21 protein-coding genes are annotated in these 26,015 nt (G+C 70.1%); 9 read left to right on the top strand and 12 right to left on the bottom strand.

Going from position 1 to position 26,015, the window contains the following annotated elements; translation table 11 throughout:
• Window positions 1–109: 109 nt before the first annotated feature.
• Both murJ and ACFWBN_RS01050 read right to left on the bottom strand, forming a co-directional pair.
• The gene (murJ, locus tag ACFWBN_RS01055) at window positions 110–2,284 is read right to left on the bottom strand and encodes a murein biosynthesis integral membrane protein MurJ (protein WP_385168495.1); all 2,175 of its coding nucleotides are present in this window, start codon (window positions 2,282–2,284) and stop codon (window positions 110–112) included.
• A 46-nt stretch (window positions 2,285–2,330) separates the two neighbouring features.
• Entirely contained in the window at window positions 2,331–4,595 is a 2,265-nt protein-coding gene (locus ACFWBN_RS01050) for a DUF6049 family protein (RefSeq protein ID WP_385168492.1), read from the bottom strand.
• Between the two features lie 186 nt (window positions 4,596–4,781).
• On the opposite strand from ACFWBN_RS01050, the gene ACFWBN_RS01045 reads away from it, so the two are divergent.
• Complete coding sequence (locus ACFWBN_RS01045) at window positions 4,782–6,248, top strand: CCA tRNA nucleotidyltransferase (protein ID WP_385168489.1); 1,467 nt, start codon at window positions 4,782–4,784, stop codon at window positions 6,246–6,248.
• Between the two features lie 45 nt (window positions 6,249–6,293).
• Here the strand turns inward: ACFWBN_RS01045 and ACFWBN_RS01040 are convergent, their stop codons facing one another.
• The 3 genes from ACFWBN_RS01040 to ACFWBN_RS01030 all read right to left on the bottom strand — a co-directional run bounded on the left by ACFWBN_RS01040 (window position 6,294) and on the right by ACFWBN_RS01030 (window position 9,406).
• Window positions 6,294–7,565 (bottom strand): MFS transporter, encoded by a 1,272-nt coding sequence (locus ACFWBN_RS01040; RefSeq protein ID WP_385168486.1) that lies wholly within the window; start codon window positions 7,563–7,565, stop codon window positions 6,294–6,296.
• A 106-nt stretch (window positions 7,566–7,671) separates the two neighbouring features.
• Window positions 7,672–8,754 carry an inositol-3-phosphate synthase gene (locus ACFWBN_RS01035; protein WP_385168483.1) on the bottom strand — a complete coding sequence of 361 codons (1,083 nt, stop codon included), beginning with the start codon at window positions 8,752–8,754 and terminating at the stop codon, window positions 7,672–7,674.
• A gap of 49 nt (window positions 8,755–8,803) precedes the next feature.
• Window positions 8,804–9,406 carry a helix-turn-helix transcriptional regulator gene (locus tag ACFWBN_RS01030; protein WP_385168480.1) on the bottom strand — a complete coding sequence of 201 codons (603 nt, stop codon included), beginning with the start codon at window positions 9,404–9,406 and terminating at the stop codon, window positions 8,804–8,806.
• Window positions 9,407–9,680: 274 nt separating this feature from the next.
• On the opposite strand from ACFWBN_RS01030, the gene ACFWBN_RS01025 reads away from it, so the two are divergent.
• Both ACFWBN_RS01025 and ACFWBN_RS01020 read left to right on the top strand, forming a co-directional pair.
• On the top strand, window positions 9,681–12,257 hold the full coding sequence (locus ACFWBN_RS01025) for a transglycosylase domain-containing protein (RefSeq protein WP_385168477.1): 2,577 nt from the start codon (window positions 9,681–9,683) through the stop codon (window positions 12,255–12,257).
• 85 nt (window positions 12,258–12,342) lie between these two features.
• Window positions 12,343–13,803 carry a glycosyltransferase family 87 protein gene (locus ACFWBN_RS01020; RefSeq protein WP_385168474.1) on the top strand — a complete coding sequence of 487 codons (1,461 nt, stop codon included), beginning with the start codon at window positions 12,343–12,345 and terminating at the stop codon, window positions 13,801–13,803.
• A 53-nt stretch (window positions 13,804–13,856) separates the two neighbouring features.
• Here ACFWBN_RS01020 and ACFWBN_RS01015 read toward each other — a convergent pair whose 3' ends face one another.
• From ACFWBN_RS01015 to ACFWBN_RS01005, 3 genes are all read right to left on the bottom strand, one after another.
• Window positions 13,857–14,888, bottom strand: a complete 1,032-nt coding sequence (locus ACFWBN_RS01015) for an alanine racemase (RefSeq protein ID WP_385168471.1) — start codon at window positions 14,886–14,888, stop codon at window positions 13,857–13,859.
• 63 nt (window positions 14,889–14,951) lie between these two features.
• The gene (locus ACFWBN_RS01010) at window positions 14,952–16,070 is read right to left on the bottom strand and encodes a peptidoglycan bridge formation glycyltransferase FemA/FemB family protein (RefSeq protein WP_361750171.1); all 1,119 of its coding nucleotides are present in this window, start codon (window positions 16,068–16,070) and stop codon (window positions 14,952–14,954) included.
• A gap of 133 nt (window positions 16,071–16,203) precedes the next feature.
• A complete protein-coding gene (locus ACFWBN_RS01005) occupies window positions 16,204–16,518 on the bottom strand; it encodes a hypothetical protein (RefSeq protein ID WP_385168469.1) in 315 nt (104 codons plus the stop codon).
• Window positions 16,519–16,768: 250 nt separating this feature from the next.
• Here ACFWBN_RS01005 and rpsF point away from each other — a divergent pair, with 250 nt between their 5' ends.
• From rpsF to rplI, 4 genes are all read left to right on the top strand, one after another.
• Window positions 16,769–17,059 carry a 30S ribosomal protein S6 gene (gene rpsF, locus ACFWBN_RS01000; RefSeq protein WP_004950685.1) on the top strand — a complete coding sequence of 97 codons (291 nt, stop codon included), beginning with the start codon at window positions 16,769–16,771 and terminating at the stop codon, window positions 17,057–17,059.
• Window positions 17,060–17,133: 74 nt separating this feature from the next.
• On the top strand, window positions 17,134–17,733 hold the full coding sequence (locus ACFWBN_RS00995; protein WP_385168464.1) for a single-stranded DNA-binding protein: 600 nt from the start codon (window positions 17,134–17,136) through the stop codon (window positions 17,731–17,733).
• A gap of 43 nt (window positions 17,734–17,776) precedes the next feature.
• Window positions 17,777–18,013: a 30S ribosomal protein S18 gene (rpsR, locus tag ACFWBN_RS00990; protein WP_005315025.1), complete on the top strand. Its 237-nt coding sequence runs from the start codon at window positions 17,777–17,779 to the stop codon at window positions 18,011–18,013.
• Window positions 18,014–18,031: 18 nt separating this feature from the next.
• A complete protein-coding gene (gene rplI / locus ACFWBN_RS00985) occupies window positions 18,032–18,478 on the top strand; it encodes a 50S ribosomal protein L9 (RefSeq protein WP_031156063.1) in 447 nt (148 codons plus the stop codon).
• A 116-nt stretch (window positions 18,479–18,594) separates the two neighbouring features.
• On the opposite strand, the gene ACFWBN_RS00980 is transcribed toward rplI, so the two are convergent.
• The gene (locus ACFWBN_RS00980) at window positions 18,595–19,932 is read right to left on the bottom strand and encodes an MATE family efflux transporter (protein WP_385168458.1); all 1,338 of its coding nucleotides are present in this window, start codon (window positions 19,930–19,932) and stop codon (window positions 18,595–18,597) included.
• Window positions 19,933–20,384: 452 nt separating this feature from the next.
• Between ACFWBN_RS00980 and dnaB the strand changes: the two genes are divergently transcribed.
• Both dnaB and ACFWBN_RS00970 read left to right on the top strand, forming a co-directional pair.
• Complete coding sequence (dnaB, locus tag ACFWBN_RS00975; protein WP_385168925.1) at window positions 20,385–21,848, top strand: replicative DNA helicase; 1,464 nt, start codon at window positions 20,385–20,387, stop codon at window positions 21,846–21,848.
• 9 nt (window positions 21,849–21,857) lie between these two features.
• The gene (locus ACFWBN_RS00970; protein ID WP_385168454.1) at window positions 21,858–23,243 is read left to right on the top strand and encodes a serine hydrolase domain-containing protein; all 1,386 of its coding nucleotides are present in this window, start codon (window positions 21,858–21,860) and stop codon (window positions 23,241–23,243) included.
• A gap of 9 nt (window positions 23,244–23,252) precedes the next feature.
• Here ACFWBN_RS00970 and ACFWBN_RS00965 read toward each other — a convergent pair whose 3' ends face one another.
• The 3 genes from ACFWBN_RS00965 to ACFWBN_RS00955 are packed head-to-tail and all read right to left on the bottom strand — an operon-like array spanning window position 23,253 to window position 25,883.
• Window positions 23,253–24,428: a winged helix DNA-binding domain-containing protein gene (locus ACFWBN_RS00965; RefSeq protein ID WP_385168452.1), complete on the bottom strand. Its 1,176-nt coding sequence runs from the start codon at window positions 24,426–24,428 to the stop codon at window positions 23,253–23,255.
• A 56-nt stretch (window positions 24,429–24,484) separates the two neighbouring features.
• Entirely contained in the window at window positions 24,485–24,946 is a 462-nt protein-coding gene (locus ACFWBN_RS00960) for a GNAT family N-acetyltransferase (RefSeq protein ID WP_385168449.1), read from the bottom strand.
• Window positions 24,947–24,983: 37 nt separating this feature from the next.
• Window positions 24,984–25,883: a GNAT family N-acetyltransferase gene (locus tag ACFWBN_RS00955; protein ID WP_385168446.1), complete on the bottom strand. Its 900-nt coding sequence runs from the start codon at window positions 25,881–25,883 to the stop codon at window positions 24,984–24,986.
• Window positions 25,884–26,015 lie beyond the last annotated feature (132 nt).

Genomic DNA, 26,015 nt, shown 5'->3' with positions numbered 1-26,015 from the left:
CCGCCTCCCCATCCGTTGCGCGCTGTCGGCCAGTCTGCGAAGCCATGCCAATTGTGCCCACAGTCTTGCCCTATGCACGACACACGAAAGGGGGCGACGGTTGTGCGCATCAGCGCCCCAGTCGTCCGCGGACCATTCCGACCATCGAGTTGAGCTCCTCGATCCGCATGCGCTTGGCGGCGATGAGGAACACGGCGGCCAGGGCGATGCCGCCGGCCACGAGGGCGGCGGCGGAGCCGCCGACTCCGCTGCCCAGCCACTGGGTGACCGCGTAGGCGGCGCCGCCGCCCACGACGGCCGCGGGGACGCAGGCGCCGGTGAGGCGGGCGTAGGTGCGCATCACGTGCGCGCCGTCGAGGTCGCCGCCGAGGCGGGTGCGCAGGCGGCGCCAGGCGACGCCGACTCCGACGGTGTAGCCCAGTCCGTAGGCCGCGGCCATGCCGACCACGGCCCAGCGGGCGGGGAGCACGAAGAAGGAGGCCGCCGAGACCGCCGCGTTGACGGCGGCGACGATGACGGTGTTGTAGAACGGCGTGCGGGTGTCCTCGTAGGCATAGAAGCCGCGCAGGACGACGTACTGCACCGAGTACGGGATGAGCCCGAGGCCGAAGGCCATCAGGATGTAGCCGATGTTCTGGGCGCCGGAGCCGGAGCCGGCGTAGAGCAGCGTGGCCATGGGGACGCCCAGGGCGAGGAACGCGAAGGCGCAGGGCACGATCGCCACGGCCGAGGTGCGCAGTCCGTAGGAGATGTCGTCGCGGACGGCGGCGGCGTCCCCGTCGTGGGCGGAGCGGGAGATGCGCGGCAGGACGGCCGTCATGACGGAGACGGTGATGATCGCCTGCGGCATCTGCCACAGCAGCAGCGCGTAGTTGTAGGCGGTGATGCCGGTGCCGGGGTGGCCCTGCTTCTCGGCGACGGAGCCGGCCCAGGTGGCGAACTGGGTGACGACGACGAGCCCGATCTGGTTGGCGAGGACGAAGAAGAACGTCCACTTCGCCAGGCGGGCGGCCTTGCCCAGGCCGTGGCCCTTCCAGTCGAAGCGCAGGCGGGGGGAGAAGCCGGCGTCGCGCAGGTAGGGCAGCATCGCGAGGGCCTGGACGGTGAGGCCCAGCAGGGTGCCCAGGCCCAGCAGGCGGACGCCGTCGGCGGTGACGGTGGTGGCGTTGACGCCGGAGGTGGTGAAGCCGCCGAAGGCCCAGATGAAGGCGCCGAAGGTGGCGATGACGACGATGTTGTTGAGGACCGGGGTCCACATCATCGCGCCGAACCGGCCGCGGGCGTTGAGGATCTGACCGAGGACCACGTGGACGCCCATGAAGAACATGGTGGGCAGGCAGTAGCGGGCGAAGGCGACCGCGACGTCCATCTGGTGCGGGTCAGAGGCGATCTTCGGCGACATCATCGTGATGAACACCGGTGCGGCGAGCACGCAGATGGTGGTGATGGCGGCCAGCAGCACCACGACGAGGGTCAGCAGCCGGTTGGCGTAGGCCTCTCCCCCGTCGCTGTCGTTCTTCATGGCCCGGACCAGCTGCGGGATGAAGACGGCGTTGAGCGCGCCGCCACCGACCAGCACGTAGATCATCGTGGGGAGGGTGTTGGCGATCTGGTACGTGTCGTTGAAGGTGCCGACGCCGATCGCACCGGCGATGACCAGGGTCCGCAGGAAGCCGGTGATGCGGGAGACGATCGTGCCGGCGGCCATGAGCGCGCTGGACTTCAGGAGGCTGGAGGCGCGTCCCGCGGGCTTGCTCGGCGCCGGGGCGGCGACGGGGGCCTCCTCGGTGGGGGTGCGGGGAGCCGCCTCCTGGTCCCGGTACAGGTGGGCGAAGGCATCGGGTTCGGGCTGCTCGTCCGCCGCGTTGGTGACGAGGGAGTCCACGCCGACGAACTGGGTGGTGGTGGCGTGGTCGCCGTACGGCAGGTGGCGGGACGGGCCGTCCGGTTCCGGCGGAGGGGTCTGTGCCCAGACACGGGGGTCGGGCGCGTACGAGGGTGCGGTCGGCGCCCCGTAGAGCGGGTCGGGCTCCCGGTAGGTGCCGGGCGGCGGCGGGGGGTGAGAGGCCCGGTCGTAGAGCACCTCGGCGACGGGATCCTGGGCGGACAGGTCCTGGGACCGGTACGGGTCGTGGTCGTAGGCGTCCTGGACATACGGGTCGCGGTCCGGCGCGGGCGCAGGCGCGGGGACCTGCCCGGGCACCGGGGTGCCCGGGGCAGTGCCCTGGGAGGGCGCGGGCCCACCAGTGCCCTGCGCACGGTCACCGTCGTACGGCGCGTTCATCGAAACCCCACCTCATCGTCCCCAGGCCGACCGGCCACGGCATCGCTCAACGGTCCACTGTCTCACCCGTGCCGGACCCGTCGGTGCTTTGCGGTCCGGTGTCCGGGGACTCGTCACTCTGCTGCGTGCCCTCCTCGGCGGCCGCGCGTGCCGCGACGCGCTTGCGGCTGGCGTACATCTTGATGCCGGCCAGGACGAGGAGGAGCACACCGCCGGCGATGACGAGCATCACGGTCGGGGTGATCTCGGTGGCCTCGACGGTGAAGGTGCGCGGCTTGCCGTAGGCGACGCCGTCCTTGGTGAAGAGCTGTGCGGTGACCTCGACGGGGCCGCTCGCGGTGGCGTTGGCGGGGAACTTCACCGTCTGGGTGTGGTCGCCCTGGACGGTGACCTGCTGCTCCGCCTGGCCGCTGTCGCCGAACATCAGGCGGCTGGGGTTCGCCGACCGGACCCGCAGGACCAGGTCGTGGACGTCCTGGACCAGGCTGTTCTGGACGCTGACCGGGATGGTGGCGCTGTGTCCCGACAGGGTCGCGTCGGACTTGGGGATGACCTTGACCTTCTCGGTGAGAGCGATCAGGTAGTCCTGGACCTGGTCCCGGTAGACCCGGGCCTCTTCCGGGCGCCCGCGCCAGGACGTGGACATCTCCCGGTTGGTGGTGTTGCCGAAGGGGATCTCGACGCGGTCGGGTGCGGCGAGGATCACCTTGAAGTGGTCGAGGGTGTTCTGGGTGGTGCGGATCTTCTCGAAGGCGGACACCGGCAGCTCGTGCTTGCGCAGGGCCTCGGGGTACTGCCCGGCTCCGGGGACCTGGGTGGCCGCGCGCGGGTCGGGCTTCGCCGCGGCCGCGGTTTCGAGGTCCCCGGGCTGGGTCCAGCGGCCGGCCTGCAGGGCGCGCAGGGCGACGGCCATGCTGTTCGCCTGGCTGAGGGAGGGCATCCGCTGCGGGGCCACGACGAAGCTGCGCTGCTCGTCGGTCTTCTGGAGGTTCAGGGCGAGGCTGTGCGCGAGGAACTGCTGGACGGCGAGGGTGGAGTTCCCGGCGCTCAGCATGTCGCCTTCGAAGGCGGTGGAGAGTTCCGCGTCCGCGACCACGGCCGTGGTGCCCGCGCCGATGGGGCGGGCGGCCGAGGGGGTGTACCCGAGGCTTCCGGTCTCGCCCAGGCTGTCGCTCCGGGTGAGCACGTTGTGCGCGCCGGCCGAGGTGGCGACGTTGACGATCGAGGGATCGATGGCACCGTCCACGGGCCAGGAGAAGTCGGTGGACGCCGGGACGTGCAGGACCGTCTCGACGGCCTGCTTCGCCTTGTCGGTGGCGGGCCGCAGCTGTCCGAGGGTGCCCGAGACGTCCTTGCCGTGGTGGGCGAGGGAGGCGAGATCGGGGTCGGCGAAGGGCAGCGCGACGACCTTCTTGCCCTGGACGGCCGTTTCGAGGGAGCTCAGCCACTGTTCGGCGACGGCCTTGTTCTTGCCCTGGGTGGACTTTCCGTCCGGCGTGCGGACCCGGTAGCCCTTCGTCATGGCGTCGACGGTGTAGAGCAGGTCGGGGTCGATGACCCAGGTGATCGGCAGCTCCTTGCCGAGCGCGACCATCTGCCACAGGCGGCCCTGCGGCTTGAGCTCCTCGGCGAGGGAGTCGTCGAGGAAGACGGGGGTCTGGGTCTCGTCCGAGCCGGTTTCCGCGGTCACGTGGGTGGTGGAGATCAGCGGCCACACGTAGGTGAGCTGCGCGCGCTTGGCCGCGGCTTCCGGCTGCCAGGGCAGGAAGGTCCGCTCGATGCCCAGGACCTGCTCCAGGGGGCGGCTCTCGGTCGTCCCGGACAGGGAGACGCCGAGCTGGTAGACGCCGTCCTTGTCCAGCTCCAGCTTGTTCACCGGGACGGTCAGGGTGAACTCCTGGCGGACCTTCGAGGGCAGCGAGGCGATCTTCACGGCGTAGGCCGGATCGATCTCGCCCGGGTCGGCACCGGCCCGGAAGCCGCTGCGTTCCGCCACGTCGTCGATGGAGGACCGGTCCGTGAGCGCGGGCCCGACCCGCAGCCCCACGTGGGCGTCGTTGATCGTCTCGGAGCCGGTGTTCACCACGGTGCCGGAGATGGTCAGGGTGTCGCCCTTGACCGGGGCGGCGGGGGCCATGGAGGTCAGCTGGACGTCCACGGCGGTCGCCTGGGCGGCCTGGGCCTTGGGGGCGGGAGAGTAGACCAGCGCGGCGAGCACGGGCGTCCCGGCCAGCAGGACCACCGCCCTGCGCAGCCATCGGCGCCGGACAGGGGCGGGGGACGCCCCCAGGATGTCTGCCGCCTCGGCCACGCGCTAGCCCGTCCCTCGAAGTGTCAGTGGTCGTCGTCTGTGCGTCCACGCATGGTAACGAGGCCCGCTGTGCGCGAGTGCCGCGCCTTGCTCCACATGATCGGCTCCGGCCCGGGGTGCCGGTGTACCGGGGTCGCCGGGAAACGGGGGAGCTCCGGCCGGGCGGGACACGTACCCTTTTCTGTTGTGCCGAACGCCAATGAAGACAACCCCAGTGCCCTGAGTCAGGTGCAGCGCCGCGCGGTCAGTGAACTGCTGCGCGTCGCCCCTGTCGCCGACGAGCTCGGCCGCCGGTTCCAGGAGGCGGGCTTCCGCCTCGCCCTGGTCGGCGGGTCCGTCCGCGACGCGCTGCTCGGGCGTCTCGGCAACGACCTCGACTTCACCACCGATGCCCGGCCCGAGGAGGTCCTGAAGATCATCCGGCCGTGGGCGGACTCGCTGTGGGACGTGGGGATCGCCTTCGGCACGGTCGGGGCGCAGAAGGCGGCCCGCGTCGGAGACACCGATCGAAGCTTCCAGATCGAGGTGACGACGTACCGCTCGGAGGCCTACGACCGTACGTCGCGCAAGCCCGAGGTCTCCTACGGCGACTCGATCGAGGAGGACCTGGTCCGGCGCGACTTCACGGTCAACGCCATGGCGCTGGCTCTGCCGGAGCAGGAGTTCATCGACCCGCACGGCGGGCTGGAGGACCTGGCCGCCGGCGTCCTGCGCACCCCCGGCACCCCGGAGGACTCGTTCTCCGACGACCCCCTGCGCATGCTGAGGGCGGCCCGGTTCGCCGCGCAGCTGGACTTCGAGGTCGCACCGGAGGTCGTGGCGGCCATGAAGGCCATGTCCGACCGGATCGAGATCGTCTCGGCGGAACGGGTCCAGGGCGAGCTGAACAAGCTGATCCTCTCGGCCAACCCGCGCAAGGGCCTGGGCCTGCTCGTGGACACCGGGCTGGCCGACCGGGTCCTGCCCGAGCTGCCCGCGCTCCGGCTGGAGAGTGACGAGCACCACCGCCACAAGGACGTCTACGACCACTCGCTGATCGTGCTGGAGCAGGCCATCGCCCTGGAGGAGGACGGCCCCGACCTGGTGCTGCGCCTCGCGGCGCTGCTGCACGACATCGGCAAGCCGCGCACCCGCCGCTTCGAGAGCGACGGCCGGGTCTCCTTCCACCACCACGAGGTGGTGGGCGCGAAGATGACCAAGAAGCGGCTGACGGCGCTGAAGTACTCCAACGACATGATCAAGGACGTGTCCCGGCTGGTGGAGCTGCACCTGCGCTTCCACGGCTACGGCGACGGGGAGTGGACCGACTCCGCGGTGCGGCGCTACGTCCGCGATGCCGGTCCGCTGCTGGAGCGCCTGCACAAGCTGACCCGGTCCGACTGCACCACGCGCAACAAGCGCAAGGCCAACGCCCTCTCCCGCACCTATGACGGGCTGGAGGAGCGCATCGCCCAGCTCCAGGGGCAGGAGGAGCTGGACGCGATCCGGCCCGACCTGGACGGCAACGAGATCATGCAGGTCCTGGACGTCGGTCCCGGTCCGGTGATCGGGAAGGCGTACGCGTTCCTGCTGGAGCTGCGGCTCGAGAACGGTCCGATGGGACACGACGCGGCCGTCGCCGCTCTCAAGGAGTGGTGGGCCGCTCAGGCCTGACGTACGGGTGCCGGCGGCTGTGTTTCACGTGAAACATCGAATGTTTCACGTGAAACGTCGCCCCCCTTGCCGGCCCAGCAGCGCCGCGGTCGCGGCGTAGAGGGCGGCAACACAGAGGATCAGGGTCACGGAGCGCCCGTCGGTGGGGAGCATGAGGGAGGCCACCGCCGCCGCGCCGACGAACGCGACGTTGAACAGCACGTCGTAGACCGAGAAGACCCGTCCGCGGTAGTCGTCGTCCACCTGGGACTGCACCACCGTGTCGGTGGAGATCTTGGCGCCCTGGGTGGCGAGGCCGAGGACGAACGCGGCGACCAGCATCGGCCCGGGGGCGAAGGACAGGCCGAGCGCCGGCACCAGGGCCGCGGCGCCCGCGGAGCAGGCGGTGATCCAGCCCAGCCTGCCGAGCCGTCCCACCATCCAGGGCGTGATCACGGCGGCCGTGAAGAACCCGGCTCCGGAGACGCCGACGGCGACGCCCAGGAGGGCCAGTCCGTCCGACTCGTTTTCCGACCAGGCGTAGCGGCAGAGCATGAGCAGGGTGACGAAGAGCGCTCCGTAGCAGAACCGCATCATGGTCATCGCGGTGAGCGCCTGGGCGGCCTCACGGCGGGCGGCCAGGTGCCGCAGGCCTTCGGCCATGCCCCGGATGGTGAGGGCGATTCCCTCGCCGACCGACGGGTGGAGCACGCCGGGCGGATGGTCGGGCCCGAGGAGGTCGGGGGCCAGGCGCAGCGAGACCAGGGCCGCGCACAGGTAGAGCCCGGCCCCGAGCAGGATGACGAGGGCGTTGGAGTCGGAGGCGAGCAGCCGGACGAGGAAGGCCAGCCCCCCGCCGGCGGTCGCCGCGAGGGTTCCGGCGGTGGGGGACAGCGCGTTCGCGGTGACCAGCTGCCCGGGCTCGACGACGCGGGGCAGGGAGGCGGCGAGCCCGGCCAGGACGAAGCGGTTGACGGCGGTCACGGACAGCGCCGAGGCGTAGAAGAGCCAGTCGGGGACGTGCGAGACGATCAGCATGCCGGTGACACAGGCGAGGAAGGCCCGCAGCAGGTTGCCGTAGAGGAAGACCTGGCGGCGGCGCCAGCGGTCGAGCAGCACGCCGGCGAAAGGGCCGATCGCCGAGTAGGGCAGGAGCAGCACCGCCATGGCCGAGGCGATGGCCGCGGGCGAGGTCTGCTTCTCCGGGGAGAAGACGACGTAGGTGGCGAGCGCGACCTGGTAGACGCCGTCCGCCGCCTGCGAGAGCAGCCGTACGGCGAGCAGGTTGCGAAAGTCCCGCAGGCGCAGGAGTACGCGCAGATCACGTACGACAGGCATGTGGGAAAGGGTCACATACGCGGAGGGTCCCCGGGCACATTGCCCGGGGACCCTCCGCGGAAGAACAGCCGAAGTCCAGGTGTCCAGGGGACCCTTGGGGGTTCGGCTAGCGCTCGACCTCGCCCTTGATGAACTTCTCGACGTTGGCGTAGGCCTCGTCGTCGAAGTACTGCACCGGCGGGGACTTCATGAAGTAGCTGGACGCCGACAGGATCGGGCCGCCGATACCGCGGTCCTTGGCGATCTTCGCGGCGCGCAGCGCGTCGATGATGACACCGGCGGAGTTCGGGGAGTCCCACACCTCGAGCTTGTACTCGAGGTTCAGCGGGACGTCGCCGAAGGCACGGCCTTCGAGGCGGACGTAGGCCCACTTGCGGTCGTCGAGCCACGCCACGTAGTCGGACGGGCCGATGTGGACGTTCTTCTCGCCGAGCTCACGGTCGGGGATCTGCGAGGTGACGGCCTGCGTCTTGGAGATCTTCTTCGACTCCAGGCGGTCGCGCTCCAGCATGTTCTTGAAGTCCATGTTGCCGCCGACGTTGAGCTGCATGGTGCGCTCAAGACGGACACCGCGGTCCTCGAACAGCTTCGCCATCACGCGGTGCGTGATGGTGGCGCCGACCTGCGACTTGATGTCGTCGCCGACGATCGGGACACCGGCCTCGGTGAACTTGTCCGCCCACTCCTTGGTGCCGGCGATGAAGACCGGGAGGGCGTTGACGAAGGCGACCTTGGCGTCGATGGCGCACTGGGCGTAGAACTTCGCCGCGGCCTCGGAACCGACCGGCAGGTAGCAGATCAGGACGTCGACCTCGCGGTCCTTGAGGACCTGGACCACGTCGACCGGAGCCTCGGCGGACTCCTCGATCGTCATGCGGTAGTACTTGCCCAGGCCGTCCAGGGTGTGGCCGCGCTGGACGGTCACACCGGCGTTCGGGACGTCGCAGATCTTGATGGTGTTGTTCTCGCTGGCGCCGATGGCGTCCGAAAGGTCGAGGCCGACCTTCTTCGCGTCGACGTCGAACGCGGCGACGAACTCGATGTCACGCACGTGGTAGTCGCCGAACTGGACGTGCATCAGACCGGGGACCTTGGCCGCCGGGTCGGCGTCCTTGTAGTACTCGACGCCCTGCACCAGCGAGGCGGCGCAGTTGCCTACGCCGACGATGGCTACGCGAACCGAACCCATTCCGGTTGCTCCCTGTTTGTTCTCGGACGAGGTCTGCGAGATGCAGGCCTCATTTTTCAGTTTCGTCGGACGGACCGGGTCGCATCCGATCCCGTCCCGCCCGCTCACTCTCGATGAGCTCGTTCAGCCAGCGCACTTCGCGCTCCACGGATTCCATGCCGTGTCGCTGCAGCTCGAGCGTGTAGTCGTCGAGGCGCTCCCGCGTGCGGGCCAGTGAGGCGCGCATCTTCTCCAGGCGCTCCTCGAGCCGGCTGCGGCGGCCCTCCAGCACTCGCATGCGCACTTCTCGCTCGGTCTGACCGAAGAAGGCGAAGCGGGCGGCGAAGGACTCGTCCTCCCAGGTATCGGGGCCCGTGTGGGAGAGGAGCTCCTCGAAGTGCTCCTTGCCCGCGGCCGTCAACCGGTAGACGATCTTGGCGCGGCGCCCTGCGAGTGAAGCGGCGAGAGCGTCCTCCGGGGCGTTGCCCGGCTCTTCGATCAACCAGCCGTTGGCGACCAGCGTCTTGAGGCAGGGATAGAGCGTCCCGTAGCTGAAGGCCCTGAAGACCCCCAGTGACGTGTTGAGCCGCTTGCGCAGCTCGTAGCCGTGCATGGGGGATTCGCGAAGCAGGCCGAGGACGGCGAATTCGAGGATGCCTGAGCGTCTGCTCATCCGCCTGCCTCTCCTCCGACTCTGAGTCTTTATACCGAGCTGATGTATCGGCTCGATACATCCAGACGATAGAACGGGCCGGGTCCGGCGACAAGGGGTGACGTGGTGACCGGCATCACATCACCAATTCGTACGAGTCGAGTTGCCTGATTTGGGGTGAACTTCGGCACTGTTCGGGTTTTGACCGTGCGTAGTCTGTGCGCCATGACACCGGGGGAACCGGAATTCATCTGCCGCTTCCAGGCCACTCGCCTGCCCGAGGAGTAGTCGTTCGATGAGCGAGCACCGCCGTAAACCGCCGCAGTCCGAGGGCGGTGGGCGAGCCTCGGCCCGCCGGGCCGCCCAGCAGCGCCCCGGCCGGGGCGCCGGGGCCGGACGTGACGTCCCCACCGCGTCGCCCAGCGGCCCCCATGCGGAACGTTCCGCGCAGGGCACCAGAGCCGGGGCCCGCCGGGCCGCACAGAGAGGTTCCACGGGCCGCGGACGCGGCTCCGCGAAGGCCGCTCGCGGCTCGGGGCGCCCGGACAAGCGGCTCATCAACTACCCGCGGTCCGACAGGTCCGGCTGGAAGCGTTTCGTGCCGTCCTGGAAGCTCGTCAGCGGTACGTGCCTGGGCTTCTTCGCGATCATCACGGCCGGGGCCGGCGTCGGCATCGCCATGGTGGGCACGCCCGACCCGAACAAGGCGGCCCAGGCGCAGAACAACGTCTTCTTCTGGCAGGACGGCACCCAGATGGTCGCGACCGGCGGTTCTATGAACCGGCAGATCGTGACCATCGACAAGATCCCCCGGTCGATGCGGGACGCCGTGATCGCCGCGGAGAACGAGTCCTTCGAGACGGACAAGGGCGTCGACCCGATGGGCATCGCCCGCGCCGTGTGGAACATGGCCACGGGCGGCTCCACCCAGGGCGGCTCGACGATCACCCAGCAGTACGTGAAGAACAACTTCCTGGACTCCGACCAGACCCTCAAGCGCAAGGTCACCGAGCTCTTCATCTCGATAAAGCTGGGCGTCTCGGAAGAGAAGGACAAGGTCCTCGCGGGCTACCTGAACACCGCCTACTACGGCCGGGACGCCTACGGGATCCAGGCCGCGGCCCGCGCCTACTTCGGCAAGGACTCCCAGGACCTGACCCCCTCGGAGTGCGCCTTCCTGGCCTCCGTGCTCAAGGGCCCCAACCTGTACAACCCGGACGGCGGCATCGGCGCCGCGGCCACCCCCGTCCTCAACGAGGACCGGGCCAGGAAGCGCTGGGCCTGGGTGCTGGACCGCGAGGTCGAGGTCGGCCGGATGTCCAAGGAGGAGCGGGCCAAGTACAAGCCCACCGACTTCCCCGCCCGGGTGGAGTCCGAGCAGGCCCGCGGCATGTCCGGCCAGATCGGCTACCTGGTCGAGACGGCCAAGCAGTACGTGATGAAGACCAAGAACATCACGGCCGAGCAGATGGCCCTGGGCGGCTACCAGATCCACACCACCTTCCAGAAGCCGAGGGTCGACGCGCTGGTCAAGGCGGTCGAGGACACCCGCAACGACTTCCTCGACGAGAAGAAGCGCCCCGAGTACGACACCTTCGTGCAGTTCGGCGCCGCCTCCGTCGATGTGAAGTCAGGGGCGATCGTGGCCCTCTACGGCGGGCCCGGCTGGGACCAGAAGCACTTCACCAACAACGCCAACACCATCGGTGTCCCGGTCGGCTCGACCTGGAAGCCGTACGTGCTGGCGGCGGCGATGCAGTACGGCACCCAGAACTCCAACGGCCAGGGCATCTCGACCGACAGCAAGTACATGGCCGACGACCTGACCGTGATCAAGAACCGTGCGGGCAAGCCCCTCATGGGCCCGGACAGCAAGCCGTTCCGGCAGAAGAACGAGAGCCCCACGGCCTACGGCTACGTGACCCTCAACGAGGCGATGGAGAAGTCCATCAACGTCCCGTTCGCCCAGCTCGTCTTCGACGTCGGCCACGCCAAGGTGCGTGAGGTGGCCGAGTCGACCGGGATCCTCCCCGACTCGATGGACAAGGACAACACCGCCTCGTTCGCGCTGGGCACCTCGACCCCGAGTGCCATCCGCATGGCCGACTCGTACGCCACCTTCGCCGCCTCCGGCACGCACCGCGAGCCCTTCTCCGTGACCAAGGTCGAGAAGGACGGCGAGGCGCTGAGCGGCTTCGAGGCGCCCAAGGACATGCGGGCCATGGACAGCGACGTCGCAGACAACGTCACCAAGGTCCTGGAGAACGTGGTCCAGAACGGCACCGGTACCAAGGTCAAGAAGCTGGGCCGGCCGGCCGCGGGCAAGACCGGAACCACCGACCAGAACAAGTCGGCCTGGTTCGTCGGCTACACCCCCGAGCTCTCCACGTCCGTCACCCTCTTCCGCACCGACCCCAACTCGGCGGACAAGAAGCTGATCTCCATGAACGGCGTGGGCGGCACCGACTCCATCCACGGTGGTGACATCCCGGCCGTCATCTGGACCGAGTACATGCGCGAGGCGCTCAAGGACGCCCCGGTCAAGCAGTTCCCGGAGGCCGAGGACATCGGCGTCACCGCCGACTCCGCGGGAGCCCCCTCCCCCACCCCCTCGGCCGTGCCGTCTCCGTCCGCCACTCCCTCGATGCCCCCGACCAGCTCCGCCCCGCCGGTCTCCCCGACCCCCTCCAAGGGCGGCAAGCCCACCTGCAAGCCGTGGAGGCTCTGCCCCGACCCCACGGGCGGGACCAACCAGGGAGGCAACAACGGCGGCGTCAGCACCGGAGCGGACGGCGGACCCAGCGGATCGCCGTCCCTGACGCCCAGCGGCAGACCGAGCGCCCCGACCGGCTGGCCCACCTTCGGCCAGTAGCCGGACCGCCCACCGCTGGGGAAGGCCGTCGCACGAGGTGCGACGGCCTTCCCCCATGTCCGGCCCGGTACGGCAGGATGAGCCCATGACCAAGGTGCACGAGGACCGCCCCGTACTGCCCACCCGGCAGGACGAGGTCGCGGCGGCCGGCAGTGAGTTCATCGGCGGCCCGCTCGGCCGTTACGCCCGGCTGGGCGGCCACTGGCTTGGGCCCGTCCGCGTGGTGGCCCTCGTCGCCATCGGCATGTTCGCCCTGGGCATGGTGCAGAAGCTGCCCTGCTACGACTGGGCGTGGTTCCGGGGAGCGGGCTCGCAGTACACCCACGCCTGCTACTCCGACATCCCGCACCTGTACGCGGTACGCGGCTTCGCCGACAACCTGACGCCCTACTTCGACCGGCTGCCCGGCGACATGGAGTACCTGGAGTACCCGGTGCTCACCGGGCTCTTCATGGAGATCGCCTCCTGGCTGACCCCGAGCACCGGGTCCATGCAGCACCGCGAACAGATGTACTGGATGGTCAACGCGGGCATGCTGATGGCCTGCACCGCGGTCATCGCCGTGTGCGTGGCCCGCACCCACCGCCGCCGCCCCTGGGACGCCCTGCTCTTCGCCCTCGCGCCGGCCTTCGCACTCACCGCGACGATCAACTGGGACCTGCTGGCCATCGCCCTCACCGCCGCCGGGATGCTCATGTGGTCCCGGGGCCGGACGTTCCTCTTCGGCGTCTTCATCGGCCTGGCCACCGCCGCGAAGCTCTATCCCGTACTGCTGCTCGGGGTGCTGTTCGTGCTCTGCTGGCGGGCCGGGAAGTGGCGGGCCTTCGGCTCCGCCGCGCTCGGCGCGGCCGCGGCGTGGCTGGTGGTGAACCTGCCCGTCATGATCCCCGCCTGGGAGGGCTGGACGAAGTTCTACACCTTCAGCCAGGAACGGCCCATCGACTTCGGCTCCGTGTGGCTGCTGATCTCCCAGCGCTCCGGCAACCCGCTGGAAGACGCCAACACGTACGCGACGGGGCTGACGCTCCTGCTGTGCGGGGCGATCGGCCTGCTCACCCTGACCGCCCCCCGGCGGCCCCGCTTCGCGCAGCTGGCCTTCCTGGTCGTCGCCGCGTTCATCCTGGCGAACAAGGTCTACTCGCCGCAGTACGTGCTGTGGCTCATCCCGCTCGCCGCGCTGGCCCGGCCGCGCTGGCGGGACTTCCTGATCTGGCAGGCCGGCGAGGTCCTGTACTTCCTCGGGATCTGGTTCTACCTGGCCTACACGACCAGCGGGGACAAGCACCAGGGACTGCCCGTGGAGGGCTACCAGCTGGCGATCACCGCCCACCTGCTGGCCACCGTCTACCTGTGCGCGGTCATCGTCCGCGACATCCTGATGCCCGAGCGGGACGTCGTGCGCCGGGACGGCTCGGACGATCCGTCCGGTGGTGTCCTGGACGGGGCAGAGGACGTGTTCGTGCTGTCGGACGCGGCGAGGGCGCCGCGGTACGCGGCGCCCTCGGAGGGACAGCGGGTCGACTGGGGCACGAGCCCCAGGGACTGACCGGGCCGGCCCGTCGTGGGCCGGCGCGGGGGCGGATCAGGCGGCGGAGCGGATCAGGCGTCGAGCACCCGGTCGAACTGCGTCGTGGTGTGGCGCAGGTGCGCCACGAGCTCGTCGCCGACCTTCGGCTCGGGCGAGTCCGACGGCACGAACAGGATCGACACCTGCATGTGCGGCGGCTCCGCGAACCAGCGCTGCTTGCCCGCCCACACGAACGGCGACAGGTTCCGGTTGACCGTGGCCAGGCCCGCCCGGGCGACGCCCTTGGCGCGCGGCATCACGCCGTGCAGGGCCTTGGGCGCTTCCAGCCCCACACCGTGCGAGGTGCCGCCGGCCACCACGACCAGCCAGCCGTCGGAGGCGGCCTTCTGCTGGCGGTAGCCGAAGCGGTCGCCCTTGGCGACCCGCGTGACGTCCAGGACCGCGCCGCGGTACTCGGTGGCCTCGTGGTCGCCCAGCCACAGCCGCGTGCCGATACGGGCGCGGAAGCGGGTCTGCGGGAACTGCTGCTGGAGCCTGGCCAGTTCCTCGGCCCGCAGGTGGCTGACGAACATGGTGTGCAGCGGCAGCCGGGCCGCACGCAGCCGGTCCATCCAGCCGATGACCTCCTCGACGGCGTCCGAGCCGTCCGGGCGGTCCAGCGGCAGGTGCAGGGCGAAGCCCTCCAGCCGGACGTCCTCGATCGCCGAGTGCAGCTGCCCCAGGTCCTGCTCGGAGATGCCGTGGCGGCGCATCGAGCTCATGCACTCGATGACCACGCGGGCACCGACCAGACCGCGGACCCCGTCCAGCGAGGACACCGAGCGGATCACCCGGTCGGGCAGCGGCACCGGCTCCTCGCCCCGCCGGAACGGGGTGAGGACGAGCAGGTCGCCGCCGAACCAGTCCTTGATGCTGGCGGCCTCGTACGTCGTCCCGACGGCCAGTACGTCGGAGCCCAGCCGGGTCGCCTCCTCGCACAGGCGCTCGTGGCCGAAGCCGTACCCGTTGCCCTTGCAGACCGGGATCATCCCGGGGAACTGGTCCTGGATCTGCTTCTGGTGCGCACGCCAGCGCGCGGTGTCGACGTAGAGCGTGAGCGCCATGCCCGTCCGGAACCTCTCCTGAAAAGCTGCGGGTGCAGCGGTGCGTGGGTGGTGGGGCTGGGATCAGCGACGCGACATGTAGATGTCGAGCGCCTTGTGCAGCACCTTGTTGAGCGGGAAGTCCCACTCGCCGACGTACTCGACGGCCTCGCCGCCCGTGCCGACCTTGAACTGGATCAGACCGAACAGGTGGTCGTTCTCGTCCAGCGTGTCAGAAATGCCGCGCAGGTCGTAGACGCTGGCGCCCAGCGCGTAGGAGTCGCGCAGCATGCGCCACTGCATTGCGTTGGAGGGGCGCACCTCGCGCTTGTGGTTGGCGGACGCGCCGTACGAGTACCAGACGTGCTGGCCGACGGTGAGCATCGTGGCGGCGGCCAGCGGCTCCCCCTCGTGCTTGGCGATGTACAGCCGCATCCGGTTGGGGTCCTCGGAGTTGAGGGCCGTCCACTGGCGCTGGAAGTAGCTGAGCGGGCGCGGGCGGAACTTGTCGCGCTCGGCCGTGATCTCGTACAGGTGCTGCCAGGTCGGCAGGTCCTCGTAGCCGCCCTGGACGACCTCGACGCCGGCCTTCTCGGCCTTCTTGATGTTGCGGCGCCACAGCTGGTTGAAGCCCTTGAGGACGTCGTCCAGCGAGCGGTTCGCCAGCGGTACCTGGAAGACGTAGCGGGGCTGGACGTCGCCGAATCCGGCGCCGCCGTCCTCCGCCTGCTGCCAGCCCATGCGGCGCAGCTTGTCCGAGACCTCGAAGGCGCGGGGCTCGATGACCGAGGCCTCCACGTCGCGCAGGCGCTTGACGTCCGGGTCCTGGATGCCGGCCTTGATGGCGGCCGAGTTCCAGCGGCGGATGACGACCGGCGGTCCCATCTTCACGGTGAAGGCGCCCTGGTTCTTGAGGTGGGCCAGCATCGGCTGGATCCACTCCTCCAGATTCGGGGCGTACCAGTTGATGACCGGGCCCTCGGGGAGGTACGCGAGGTACCGCTTCACCTTGGGCAGCTGGCGGTACAACACGAGTGCGACACCGACGAGTTCACCGGACTTGTCGAACCAGCCGAGGTTCTCCGAGCGCCACTCGTTCTTGACGTCGGCCCATGCCGGGACCTGGCAGTGGCTAGCCGACGGCAGGCTCTGGAGGTAGGCCAGATGCTGCTCTCGGCTGATGGTGCTCAGGGACAGGCTCATGCGGGGTGTCTCCTCCGGCGGCTTCGCTGGCTATGGCGCGAAGCCTACTGCGACGGGGGCGCCACCCATCTGGGGGACAGGCCGGAGCCTGGGCCGGCGGGAGGCCGGCGCCCCGTCGCGGAGGTTCCCCCGGTCAGCCCAGCCAGCCGCCGAAGAGGCCGCCGTGCGCCATTCCGAGGAAGAAGCCGATGGCAGAAGCGCCAAGGCCGATGATCAGCGCGAAGCGTTCGCGTGTCGTGACGGAGATGAACTGTCCGTACGCGCCGGTCAGGATCCCGATGAGCCCGGTCCACGAGCTGAGCAGGTGCAGGTTGTGGAAGAACGCCGTGACGAACGCCACGGCGCCGAGGATCAGGGTGGCCGCCAGCAGGGTGTCCTGGAGCGGGTGGGGCTTGCCGTCCGTCGCGAGGAGCGAGATCTGGGACTGCGGTCGCATTGCCTGTGCCATCGGAAGGCACCTCCTGGCTGAAGCAGAGCGGTGCTGGGGGCCGCCTCCCGAGGGGCCGGAAGGCATAGCACCGAGCACACCCGATGGATACAGATTGTGTCCCCTTGCCGTCGGATTTCAACCGGAAGGGGGCGAGCAGGTAGTCTGTACAGCTGCGCGGTGTCTGCTCTGCTGGCACCGTGCGCACGCATCACGACCCTCCTGCCACGGAACGACCGTGGCCGCTGAGTCCAAAGGAGGTGGGTTCCACATGCGTCACTACGAAGTGATGGTCATCCTCGACCCCGATCTCGAGGAGCGCGCTGTCTCCCCGCTGATCGAGAACTTCCTCTCCGTCGTCCGTGAGGGCAACGGAAAGGTCGAGAAGGTCGACACCTGGGGCCGTCGTCGTCTCGCTTACGAGATCAAGAAGAAGCCCGAGGGCATCTACTCGGTCATCGACCTTCAGGCCGAGCCTGCGGTCGTCAAGGAGCTTGACCGACAGATGAACCTGAACGAGTCGGTTCTCCGGACCAAGGTCCTTCGCCCCGAGACCCACTGAACTTCGGTTCAGCGGTAATCGGGATCGAGTAGCACACAGCAGCCCAGCAGCAATCCCCGCCGAGAGGTTCATCCATGGCAGGCGAGACCGTCATCACGGTCGTCGGCAATCTCGTCGACGACCCCGAGCTGCGCTTCACCCCCTCGGGTGCGGCGGTCGCGAAGTTCCGTGTCGCGTCCACCCCCCGCACCTTCGACCGTCAGACCAATGAGTGGAAGGACGGCGAGAGCCTGTTCCTGACCTGCTCGGTGTGGCGGCAGGCGGCGGAGAACGTCGCCGAGTCCCTCCAGCGAGGCATGCGCGTCATCGTGCAGGGCCGGCTGAGGCAGCGGTCGTACGAGGACCGTGAGGGTGTCAAGCGCACGGTCTACGAGCTGGACGTCGAGGAAGTCGGCCCCAGCCTGAAGAACGCCACGGCCAAGGTCGCCAAGACCACCGGTCGCGGTGGCCAGGGTGGATACGGCGGCGGTCAGCAGCAGCAGGGTGGCGGCGGCGGTGGCTGGGGCGGAGCCCCCAGCGGCGGCGCGCCGCAGGGCGGCGGAGCTCCCTCCGACGACCCGTGGGCGTCCAGCGCGCCGGCCGGTGGCCAGCAGCAGCAGGGCGGCGGCGGGGGCGGTTGGGGCGGAAGCTCCGGCGGCTCCGGTGGTGGCTACTCGGACGAGCCGCCCTTCTAGGGCAGCTCGCATCCCCACTTCTTGATCACACAGGAGAGACACAATGGCGAAGCCGCCTGTGCGCAAGCCTAAGAAGAAGGTCTGCGCGTTCTGCAAGGACAAGACCGCGTACGTGGACTACAAGGACACGAACATGCTGCGGAAGTTCATTTCCGACCGCGGCAAGATCCGTGCCCGCCGCGTTACCGGCAACTGCACGCAGCACCAGCGTGACGTCGCCACGGCCGTCAAGAACAGCCGTGAGATGGCGCTGCTGCCCTACACGTCCACCGCGCGATAAGGAAAGGGTGACCGACTAATGAAGATCATCCTGACCCACGAGGTTTCTGGCCTCGGTGCCGCCGGCGATGTCGTCGACGTCAAGGACGGTTACGCTCGCAACTACCTGGTCCCGCGTGGTTTCGCGATCCGCTGGACCAAGGGTGGCGAGAAGGACGTGGCGCAGATCCGCCGCGCCCGCAAGATCCACGAGATCGCGACCATCGAGCAGGCCAACGAGGTCAAGGCCAAGCTCGAGGGCGTGAAGGTCCGTCTGGCCACCCGCGCGGGTGACGCCGGTCGTCTCTTCGGTTCCGTGACCCCGGCCGACATCGCCACGGCGATCGAGGCTTCGGGTGGCCCGAAGGTCGACAAGCGCCGCGTTGAGCTGGGCTCCCCGATCAAGACCCTCGGTTCGTACCAGGTCTCCGTGCGTCTGCACGCCGACGTGGCCGCGAACGTGGGCATCGAGGTCGTCGCCGCCTAAGGGCTGCACGCGAAGGGCCGCACCCCACTGGGGTGCGGCCCTTCGCCGTTGTCGGCCGAGGCGATGTTTCACGTGAAACAAGCTGAGCCATGGTGTTTCACGTGAAACATCGACGCTCAGCGGGTGGCCCCCGCGACCAGCCAGCGGCCCGAGCGGGCGCGCAGCTGGAGGGTGACCATCCGGACCAGCATCATGAGGGTCATCGCCCACCAGAGCGTCGTCAGGCCGCCTCCCAGGGCCGGGACGAGGAGCGCCGCCGGGGTGAACACGGCCAGCGTCAGCAGCATCGCCCGGGCCAGGTAGCGGCCGTCGCCCGCACCCATCAGGACCCCGTCGAGCACGAAGACGATGCCGGAGACGGGCTGGGAGAGGGCCACGACGAGCAGCGCGGGCAGGAGCGCGTCCTCGACCGCCGGGTCGCTGGTGAACAGCGGAATGAACACCGGGCGGGCCAGGACGACCAGCAGGCCGAGCACGACTCCCGCGGCGATCCCCCACTGCACCATGCGGCGGCAGACGGCCTTGGCGCCCTGGGTGTCGCCCGCGCCCAGGTAGCGGCCGATGATGGCCTGCCCGGCGATCGCGATGGCGTCCAGGGCGAAGGCGAGCAGGCTCCACAGGGAGAGCAGGATCTGGTGGGCCGCGATGTCGGCGTCGCCGAGCCGGGCCGCCACGGCCGTCGCGATCATTAGGATGGCGCGCAGGGACAGGGTGCGGACCAGCAGCGGTGCGCCGGCCTGTGCACAGGCCCGGATCCCCGCGAGGTCGGGCCGGAGCGAGGCCTCGTGCCGCCGGGCTCCGCGGACGACGACGACCAGGTAGGCGGCGGCCATGGCGCACTGGGCGATGACCGTGCCCCAGGCGGAGCCGGCGATCCCGAGGCCGGCGCCGTAGACGAGGAGGGCGTTCAGGCCCGCGTTGAGGGCGAACCCTCCGACGGCTACGTAGAGCGGGGTGCGGGTGTCCTGGAGGCCGCGGATGACACCGGTGGCGGCCAGGACCATGAGCATGGCCGGGATGCCGAGCGCGGAGATCCGCAGATACGTGATCGCGTACGGGGCGACGGTGTCGGAGGCCCCGAAGACGGAGACCAGCCACGGTGCCGCCGGCAGGACCACGGCGATGACGGCCGCGCCCAGCAGCAGGGCGAGCCAGATGCCGTCCATGCCCTGGCGTATCGCGGCCTGGAGGTCGCCCGCTCCGACCCGGCGGGAGACGGCCGCGGTGGTGGCGTAGGCGAGGAAGACGAAGACGCTGACGGCGGTGGTGAGGAGAGCGGCCGCGATGCCGAGGCCCGCGAGCTGAGGGGTGCCGAGGTGCCCCACGATGGCGCTGTCGGCCATCACGAAGAGGGGTTCGGCGACGAGTGCGCCGAAGGCGGGTACGGCGAGTGCGAATATCTCGCGGTCGTGCCGTCTCGGCGCAGCCTTCGGTGCTGCGGGGGCCTGTGTCATGTGCTCAATCTAATCTTCCACAGGTAATAGATACAAGGTCCTTTGGATCCTTACTGAGGCCCTGACTTGCACGTTCCTCCCGACCCGTTGGAGGTGATCTTGAGACAGTGGCCAAGATTTTTCCTGTCGGCCGGCTCTGGACCGTGAAATGCCAGGTCAGATGCGGTGGAAGGGTGGGTCGGGTGATTTTGTCCACAGCGTCGTCCCCCGGTCCGTGCACAGCTTCAGGCGACTTACCCACAGCATTGGCGCCGTCGTCCACACCTCATCCACACAGCCTGTGGATAACAAGATTGGCTGACGCCGCTCGCGGCCCTACCGTGGTGCGTTGCCCGACTCGCCGACAGCCGATTCGGGTGCCCCAAATGTCAGAGCCGTGTCGTAGAAAGAGTGGCACGGCGAGGTCCGCGTTGCGGACGGGAGGAGGCGGCCCGGTGACCATGCCCGAGCCCATGGACGACCCCTGGGCCGACAGCGGTCCAGGTGACCGTCTGCCCGCCCGTCCGCGCCGCAACAGCGAGGGCCGCGGCCGCGGGGACGAACAGCACGACCGGGGCCGCGAGGGCGGCTCCTGGGACGGCGGCGGTGGCGGCTTCGAGCGCGTCCCCCCGCAGGACCTCGACGCCGAGCAGTCGGTCCTCGGCGGCATGCTGCTCTCCAAGGACGCCATCGCCGACGTGGTCGAGGTCCTCAAGGGACACGACTTCTACCGGCCCTCGCACGAGACGATCTACCAGGCCATCCTCGACCTGTACGCCAAGGGCGAGCCGGCCGACCCGATCACCGTCGGCGCCGAACTGACCCGGCGCGGCGAGATCAGCAAGGTCGGCGGGGCCTCGTACCTGCACACCCTGGTGCAGTCCGTCCCGACCGCGGCGAACGCCGAGTACTACGCGGAGATCGTCCACGAGCGGGCCGTCCTGCGCCGCCTCGTCGCCGCCGGTACGAAGATCACACAGATGGGCTACGCCGCCGACGGCGACGTCGACGAGATCGTCAACAGCGCCCAGGCCGAGATCTACGCCGTCACCGAGCAGCGGACCTCCGAGGACTACCTGCCGCTGGGCGACATCATGGAGGGCGCCCTCGACGAGATCGAGGCGATCGGGTCGCGCAGCGGCCAGATGTCGGGCGTTCCGACCGGCTTCACGGACCTGGACTCGCTCACGAACGGCCTGCACCCGGGCCAGATGATCGTCATCGCCGCCCGTCCCGCGATGGGCAAGTCCACGCTGGCGCTGGACTTCGCCCGGGCCTGCTCCATCAAGAGCAACCTGCCGAGCGTGATCTTCTCCCTCGAAATGGGGCGCAACGAGATCGCGATGCGCCTGCTTTCGGCGGAGGCCCGGGTGGCGCTGCACCACATGCGCTCGGGCACGATGACGGACGACGACTGGACCCGGCTGGCCCGCCGGATGCCGGACGTCTCCGCGGCCCCGCTGTACATCGACGACTCCCCCAACCTGTCGATGATGGAGATCCGGGCCAAGTGCCGCCGGCTCAAGCAGCGCAACGACCTCTCGCTCGTGGTCATCGACTACCTCCAGCTGATGCAGTCGGGCGGCTCGCGCCGTCCCGAGAGCCGCCAGCAGGAGGTCTCGGACATGTCCCGAAACCTCAAGCTGCTGGCGAAGGAGCTCGAGGTCCCCGTGATCGCGCTCTCCCAGCTGAACCGTGGCCCGGAACAGCGCACCGACAAGAAGCCGATGGTCTCCGACCTGCGTGAGTCGGGCTCGATCGAGCAGGACGCCGACATGGTGATCCTGCTGCACCGTGAGGACGCGTACGAGAAGGAGTCCCCGCGCGCGGGTGAGGCCGACCTGATCGTGGCGAAGCACCGTAACGGCCCGACGGCGACGATCACCGTGGCCTTCCAGGGCCACTATTCGCGGTTCGTGGACATGGCCAACACGTAGCATCCGATCATGGATGAGCTTTCTGAGGATCTTGAACTTCTCCCTGCCACCCGGCGGGCGCTGAGGCACCGGATTGCCGTCGCGCAGAGCGAAGGGCGGGCGCCGTCCGTGGTGGCCGCCGTCGCGCGGGGCGGGGAAGTGGTCTGGGAGGGCTCGCGGACCTCCGTGGAGGGGCACGGCCCGGACGGGAACGTCCAGTACCGGATCGGGTCGATCACCAAGACCTTCACCGCGGTCCTCGTGATGCGGCTGCGCGACGAGGGGCTGCTGGGGCTCGCCGATCCGCTGGAGAAGCACCTGCCGGGTACCGGGGCCGGCGAGGTGACCATCGCTCAATTGCTGGCCCACACCGGCGGTCTCGCGGCGGAGACTCCGGGCGAGTGGTGGGAGCGCACGCCGGGCGCGCTGCGCCCCGAGCTCGCCGACGTACTGGGTGACGAGCCGTTCCGGCACACGCCGGGAAGCCGGCACCACTACTCCAACCCCGGTTACACGCTGCTGGGTTCGCTCGTCGAGGCACTGCGCGGCAAGCCGTGGGAAGAGGCGCTGCGGGCCGAGGTGCTGGAGCCGCTGGGCCTGGACCGTACGAGCGCGCTCCCGCAGGCCCCGCACGCGGGCGGCTGGGCGGTGCACCCGTGGGCGGACGTGATGCTGCCCGAGCCGCTGCAGGACCTGGGTCTGATGGCTCCGGCCGGTCAGCTGTGGTCCACGACCAGGGACTTGGCGCGGTTCGCGGACTTCCTGCTGCGCGGGGACGCGCGCGTGCTGAGCGCGGAGTCCGTACGGGAGATGCGCACCTCGGCCGCGCCGCCGGAGCCGGGCATCGCCGAGCTCGGGTACGGGCTGGGCGTACAGCTGACGGCCCAGGGCGAGCGCCGGCTCGCGGGGCACAGCGGATCGCTGCCGGGGTTCGTCGCGGGTCTGTGGCTGAGCGAGGCGGACGACGTGGCGGCGGTGGTGCTCGCGAACTGCACCTCGGGACTGCCGGCCTCCTCGGTGGCCGCGGACCTGGTGGCGATCGTGGCGGACGCGGAGCCGCGGTTCCCGCAGCCGTGGCGGCCCTTCCGGGAAGCCGACCGGGTCCCGCTGGAGGTGTGCGGCCCCTGGTACTGGGGCACTTCGCCGCAGGTGGTGCGGCTGAAGGCGGACGGGTCGCTGGAGCTGGGTCCGGTGGGGGCGACCGGGCGCTCCGCCCGCTTCCGGGCGGAGCCGGACGGCACGTGGACGGGCCTGAACGGCTACTACGCGGGAGAGACGCTGCGGGCGGTACGCCGGGCGGACGGCTCGGTGAGCCACCTCGATCTGGCGTCCTTCGTGTTCACGCGGGAGCCGTACGACGCCCAGGCCCCGGTGCCCGGCGGGGTGGACCCGCAGGGCTGGCGGGGCATCGGCTGACGCCGTTGCTCAGGCGACGAGTTCGCGCTCCAGAGGGGTGCGGAAGCGCGGGGTGATGCGGGCGTCGCCCACCCATGCGGCGAGGCGGTCGGCCTCGGCGGTGATCGCCTCCTCGGCGTCCCGGCCGGGGCTGCCCAGCAGCCGCCAGACGATCTCGCCGTCGGTGCGCTGGGCCCAGCCCCCGACGATCTCGCCGTTCCACCACACGGTGGGGCCGATGTTGCCGGCGTAGTCGAAGAGGGCGGGCCGGTGCGCGGGGTCGAGGTGGAAGCCGCGATCGGCCCAGCCCATGCCACTGGGGTCGAGCCCGGGGAGCAGGGCGGCCCAGGGCTCCGGGGCCGGTTCGGGCCCGGTGTCGCCGGGGCCGACGAGGGCCGTGGTCCCGTCGTCGAGGCGCACCTGATCGGGGCCCACGGCCGCGAGGGCCTTGCGGACGTCGGTGAGGGTCCAGCCGGTCCACCACTTGAGGTCGGCCTCGGTGGCCGGTCCGTATGCGTGGAGCCAGCGGCGGGCGATCTCGGCGCGGGCCTCGGCCGCGGGCAGGGCGGGCCAGGGCTCGGTGTGGACCCAGCGGAACTGGCTGGAGGTCCACGATCCGCGCGGTCGGTCGCGCCGGATCCGGCCGTCGGCGGCCAGCAGGCGGATGACGCGGGTGGCGACACCGGTCTGCGTCTCGTACTTCTTTCCCCGGCCGATGGTGATCTTGCGGCGCAGGGCGGGTACGGCCGCGGACAGTTGGCTTCCGGTGGAGGCGCCACGGCTGTCGAGGGCTTCGAGTGCCGCGCTCTCGGCCCGGGCCAGCCAGTCCGCGTCCAGGCCCTGTCCGTCCTCGTCGAGGTGCTTGAGGAGCGTGCGCCGTTCCTTGAGCGCGATGCCCCGGGCGGTGGAGGAGTCCACGTACGGGGCGAGGCCGGTGGACACCGCGAAGAGCGTGTTGCGCATGCTGAGCAGCCGGACCAGGTCGACGTCCTCGTACAGCGCCCGTTCGATCGTCTCGGGTCCGCCCGCCGCGAGCCGGGCACGGGCGGAGAGGAAGACGGTCGCGGCGTCGGTGGCGTGCAGGGCGACGACGGCGTCGGCCGCCTCGGGAACGGTGGCGGCGCGGGTCGAGGGAGCCAGGCGGTGGCGACGGCCGAGCCGGTGGCGGCGCTCGGCGGTGCTGACGAGGGGAAGGCTGGGGCTCATCCTCCCGATCGTAGGCCGGGCCGCCGACACGGCGGCCCGGTCCACGGTGCCGCCGCTCAGAGCTGAAGCTTGAATCCGACGTGGGAGGCGGCGAAGCCGAGTCGCTCGTAGAAGCGGTGGGCGTCGGTCCGGGTCGCGTCCGAGGTCAGCTGGACCAGGTCGCAGTTCTCGGCGCGGGACTTCTCGACGGCCCATGCGATGAAGCGGGTGCCCAGGCCGCTGCCGCGCTCGTCGGCGTGGACGCGGACCCCTTCGATGATGGAGCGGGTGGACCCCTTGCGGGAGAGGCCCGGGACGATCGTGAGCTGGAGGGTGCCCACGACGCGGTCCGCGCGGACGGCGACGACCAGGTGCTGGTTCGGGTCCTCCGTCAGGCGCTTGAGGGCCGCGAGGTACGGGGTCAGGTCCTCCGGGGATTCCCGGGTGGCACCGAGCGGGTCGTCGGCCAGCATGGCGACGATGGCGGGCAGATCGGCCTCGGTGGCCGGGCGGATGGCCAGGTCGGGGGCGTCGGTCATGGCACGGTTCTCCTCTTTCAGCCTGCGGCCACGGTTTTCAGCCCGCGGCCACGGTGAGCGGTGCCCAGCGGCGGGTCCAGTCGCCGGGCAGGCCGGGGATGTCCCGGGTCATGACGGCGTTGAAGGCCACGGAGGCCAGCCCGCGGTCCTTGAGCCAGGCCAGGAGCGCCTCGTGGCGTACGTCGACATCGGTGCGCAGCGGCCGGTCGGTGGACGCGGCGAGGGCGGTCACCAGTGCCTGGGCGCCGGCCGTGTCGCGGGCGATCAGCGGGCCGATGACATGGGTGTCCATGTTGGGCCAGATGGCGGCGTAGCCGGTGAGGTCGCCCGCGCCGTCCTCGGCGACGAGCAGCCGGTCCGTGAAGGCGGGGAGCCGGGTGATCATGTGCGTCCGGTCGACACCGAAGACCTCGGTGTCCAGACGGACGATCCGCGGGAGGTCCTCGGCGGTGGCCGGCCGGACGCGGCCCGTGTCCGCGAGGGCCCCGGCGGTGACTTCGGCGGGGTCCGGGCGGAAGGTGCCCGTGACCATCTCCGCCCGGCCCGTGGTCTCGAAGCCGAGTTCCTCGTAGAGGGGGCGGCCGTAGGGGGTCGCGTGCAGGGTGAGGGGGACGCCCTTGAGTACGTCGTCGCAGATGGACGTCATCAGCCGGCGACCCAGGCCCTGGCGGGCGTAGCGGTCGGCGACGAGGACCATTCCGATGGCCGCGAGATCCGGCTCGGCGGGGGAGTACCCGTACCGGGTGACGACGCAGGCTGCGGCGAGTCCCTCTCCGTCCGGAGCATCGACCCCGTACCCCTTTCCGGCGGCCAGGAGCAGTCCCCACTTGTGGTCCTCGCGGGGCCAGCCGCGGTCCTCGGACAGGTTGGCGCAGTGGCGGAGATCGTCCGCGGTCAGCGCCCGGATCGGCAGATCATTGAGGTGTGGTGGTGTCACCGGCCCAGACTGGATCATCGCTGGGGGGCCGTCCAGAGGATTTGGGGCAAGGAGCACGTTTTCTCTCGACTACCGCTTCCCCGGCCGGCGTCGGGAGGTACCCGGTGAAGCGTGGGCGATGTTTCACGTGAA

Source organism: Streptomyces sp. NPDC059989, assembly GCF_042736975.1.
Classification (GTDB): Bacteria; Actinomycetota; Actinomycetes; order Streptomycetales; family Streptomycetaceae; genus Streptomyces.
This window is presented reverse-complemented; position numbering and strand designations above follow the sequence as displayed.

Bases quoted from the DNA above. Each gene is read 5' to 3' on its own strand.
- rplI (WP_031156063.1), top strand. From the start codon at position 18,032: ATGAAGATCATCCTGACCCACGAGGTTTCTGGCCTCGGTGCCGCCGGC.
- ACFWBN_RS00970 (WP_385168454.1), top strand. From the start codon at position 21,858: ATGGATGAGCTTTCTGAGGATCTTGAACTTCTCCCTGCCACCCGGCGG.
- ACFWBN_RS00980 (WP_385168458.1), bottom strand. From the start codon at position 19,932: ATGACACAGGCCCCCGCAGCACCGAAGGCTGCGCCGAGACGGCACGAC.
- ACFWBN_RS01005 (WP_385168469.1), bottom strand. From the start codon at position 16,518: ATGGCACAGGCAATGCGACCGCAGTCCCAGATCTCGCTCCTCGCGACG.
- ACFWBN_RS01030 (WP_385168480.1), bottom strand. From the start codon at position 9,406: ATGAGCAGACGCTCAGGCATCCTCGAATTCGCCGTCCTCGGCCTGCTT.
- murJ (WP_385168495.1), bottom strand. From the start codon at position 2,284: ATGAACGCGCCGTACGACGGTGACCGTGCGCAGGGCACTGGTGGGCCC.
- ACFWBN_RS01025 (WP_385168477.1), top strand. From the start codon at position 9,681: ATGAGCGAGCACCGCCGTAAACCGCCGCAGTCCGAGGGCGGTGGGCGA.
- ACFWBN_RS00995 (WP_385168464.1), top strand. From the start codon at position 17,134: ATGGCAGGCGAGACCGTCATCACGGTCGTCGGCAATCTCGTCGACGAC.
- rpsR (WP_005315025.1), top strand. From the start codon at position 17,777: ATGGCGAAGCCGCCTGTGCGCAAGCCTAAGAAGAAGGTCTGCGCGTTC.
- rpsF (WP_004950685.1), top strand. From the start codon at position 16,769: ATGCGTCACTACGAAGTGATGGTCATCCTCGACCCCGATCTCGAGGAG.
- ACFWBN_RS01020 (WP_385168474.1), top strand. From the start codon at position 12,343: ATGACCAAGGTGCACGAGGACCGCCCCGTACTGCCCACCCGGCAGGAC.
- ACFWBN_RS01015 (WP_385168471.1), bottom strand. From the start codon at position 14,888: ATGGCGCTCACGCTCTACGTCGACACCGCGCGCTGGCGTGCGCACCAG.
- ACFWBN_RS00965 (WP_385168452.1), bottom strand. From the start codon at position 24,428: ATGAGCCCCAGCCTTCCCCTCGTCAGCACCGCCGAGCGCCGCCACCGG.
- ACFWBN_RS01010 (WP_361750171.1), bottom strand. From the start codon at position 16,070: ATGAGCCTGTCCCTGAGCACCATCAGCCGAGAGCAGCATCTGGCCTAC.
- ACFWBN_RS01040 (WP_385168486.1), bottom strand. From the start codon at position 7,565: ATGCCTGTCGTACGTGATCTGCGCGTACTCCTGCGCCTGCGGGACTTT.
- ACFWBN_RS01035 (WP_385168483.1), bottom strand. From the start codon at position 8,754: ATGGGTTCGGTTCGCGTAGCCATCGTCGGCGTAGGCAACTGCGCCGCC.
- dnaB (WP_385168925.1), top strand. From the start codon at position 20,385: ATGGACGACCCCTGGGCCGACAGCGGTCCAGGTGACCGTCTGCCCGCC.
- ACFWBN_RS00960 (WP_385168449.1), bottom strand. From the start codon at position 24,946: ATGACCGACGCCCCCGACCTGGCCATCCGCCCGGCCACCGAGGCCGAT.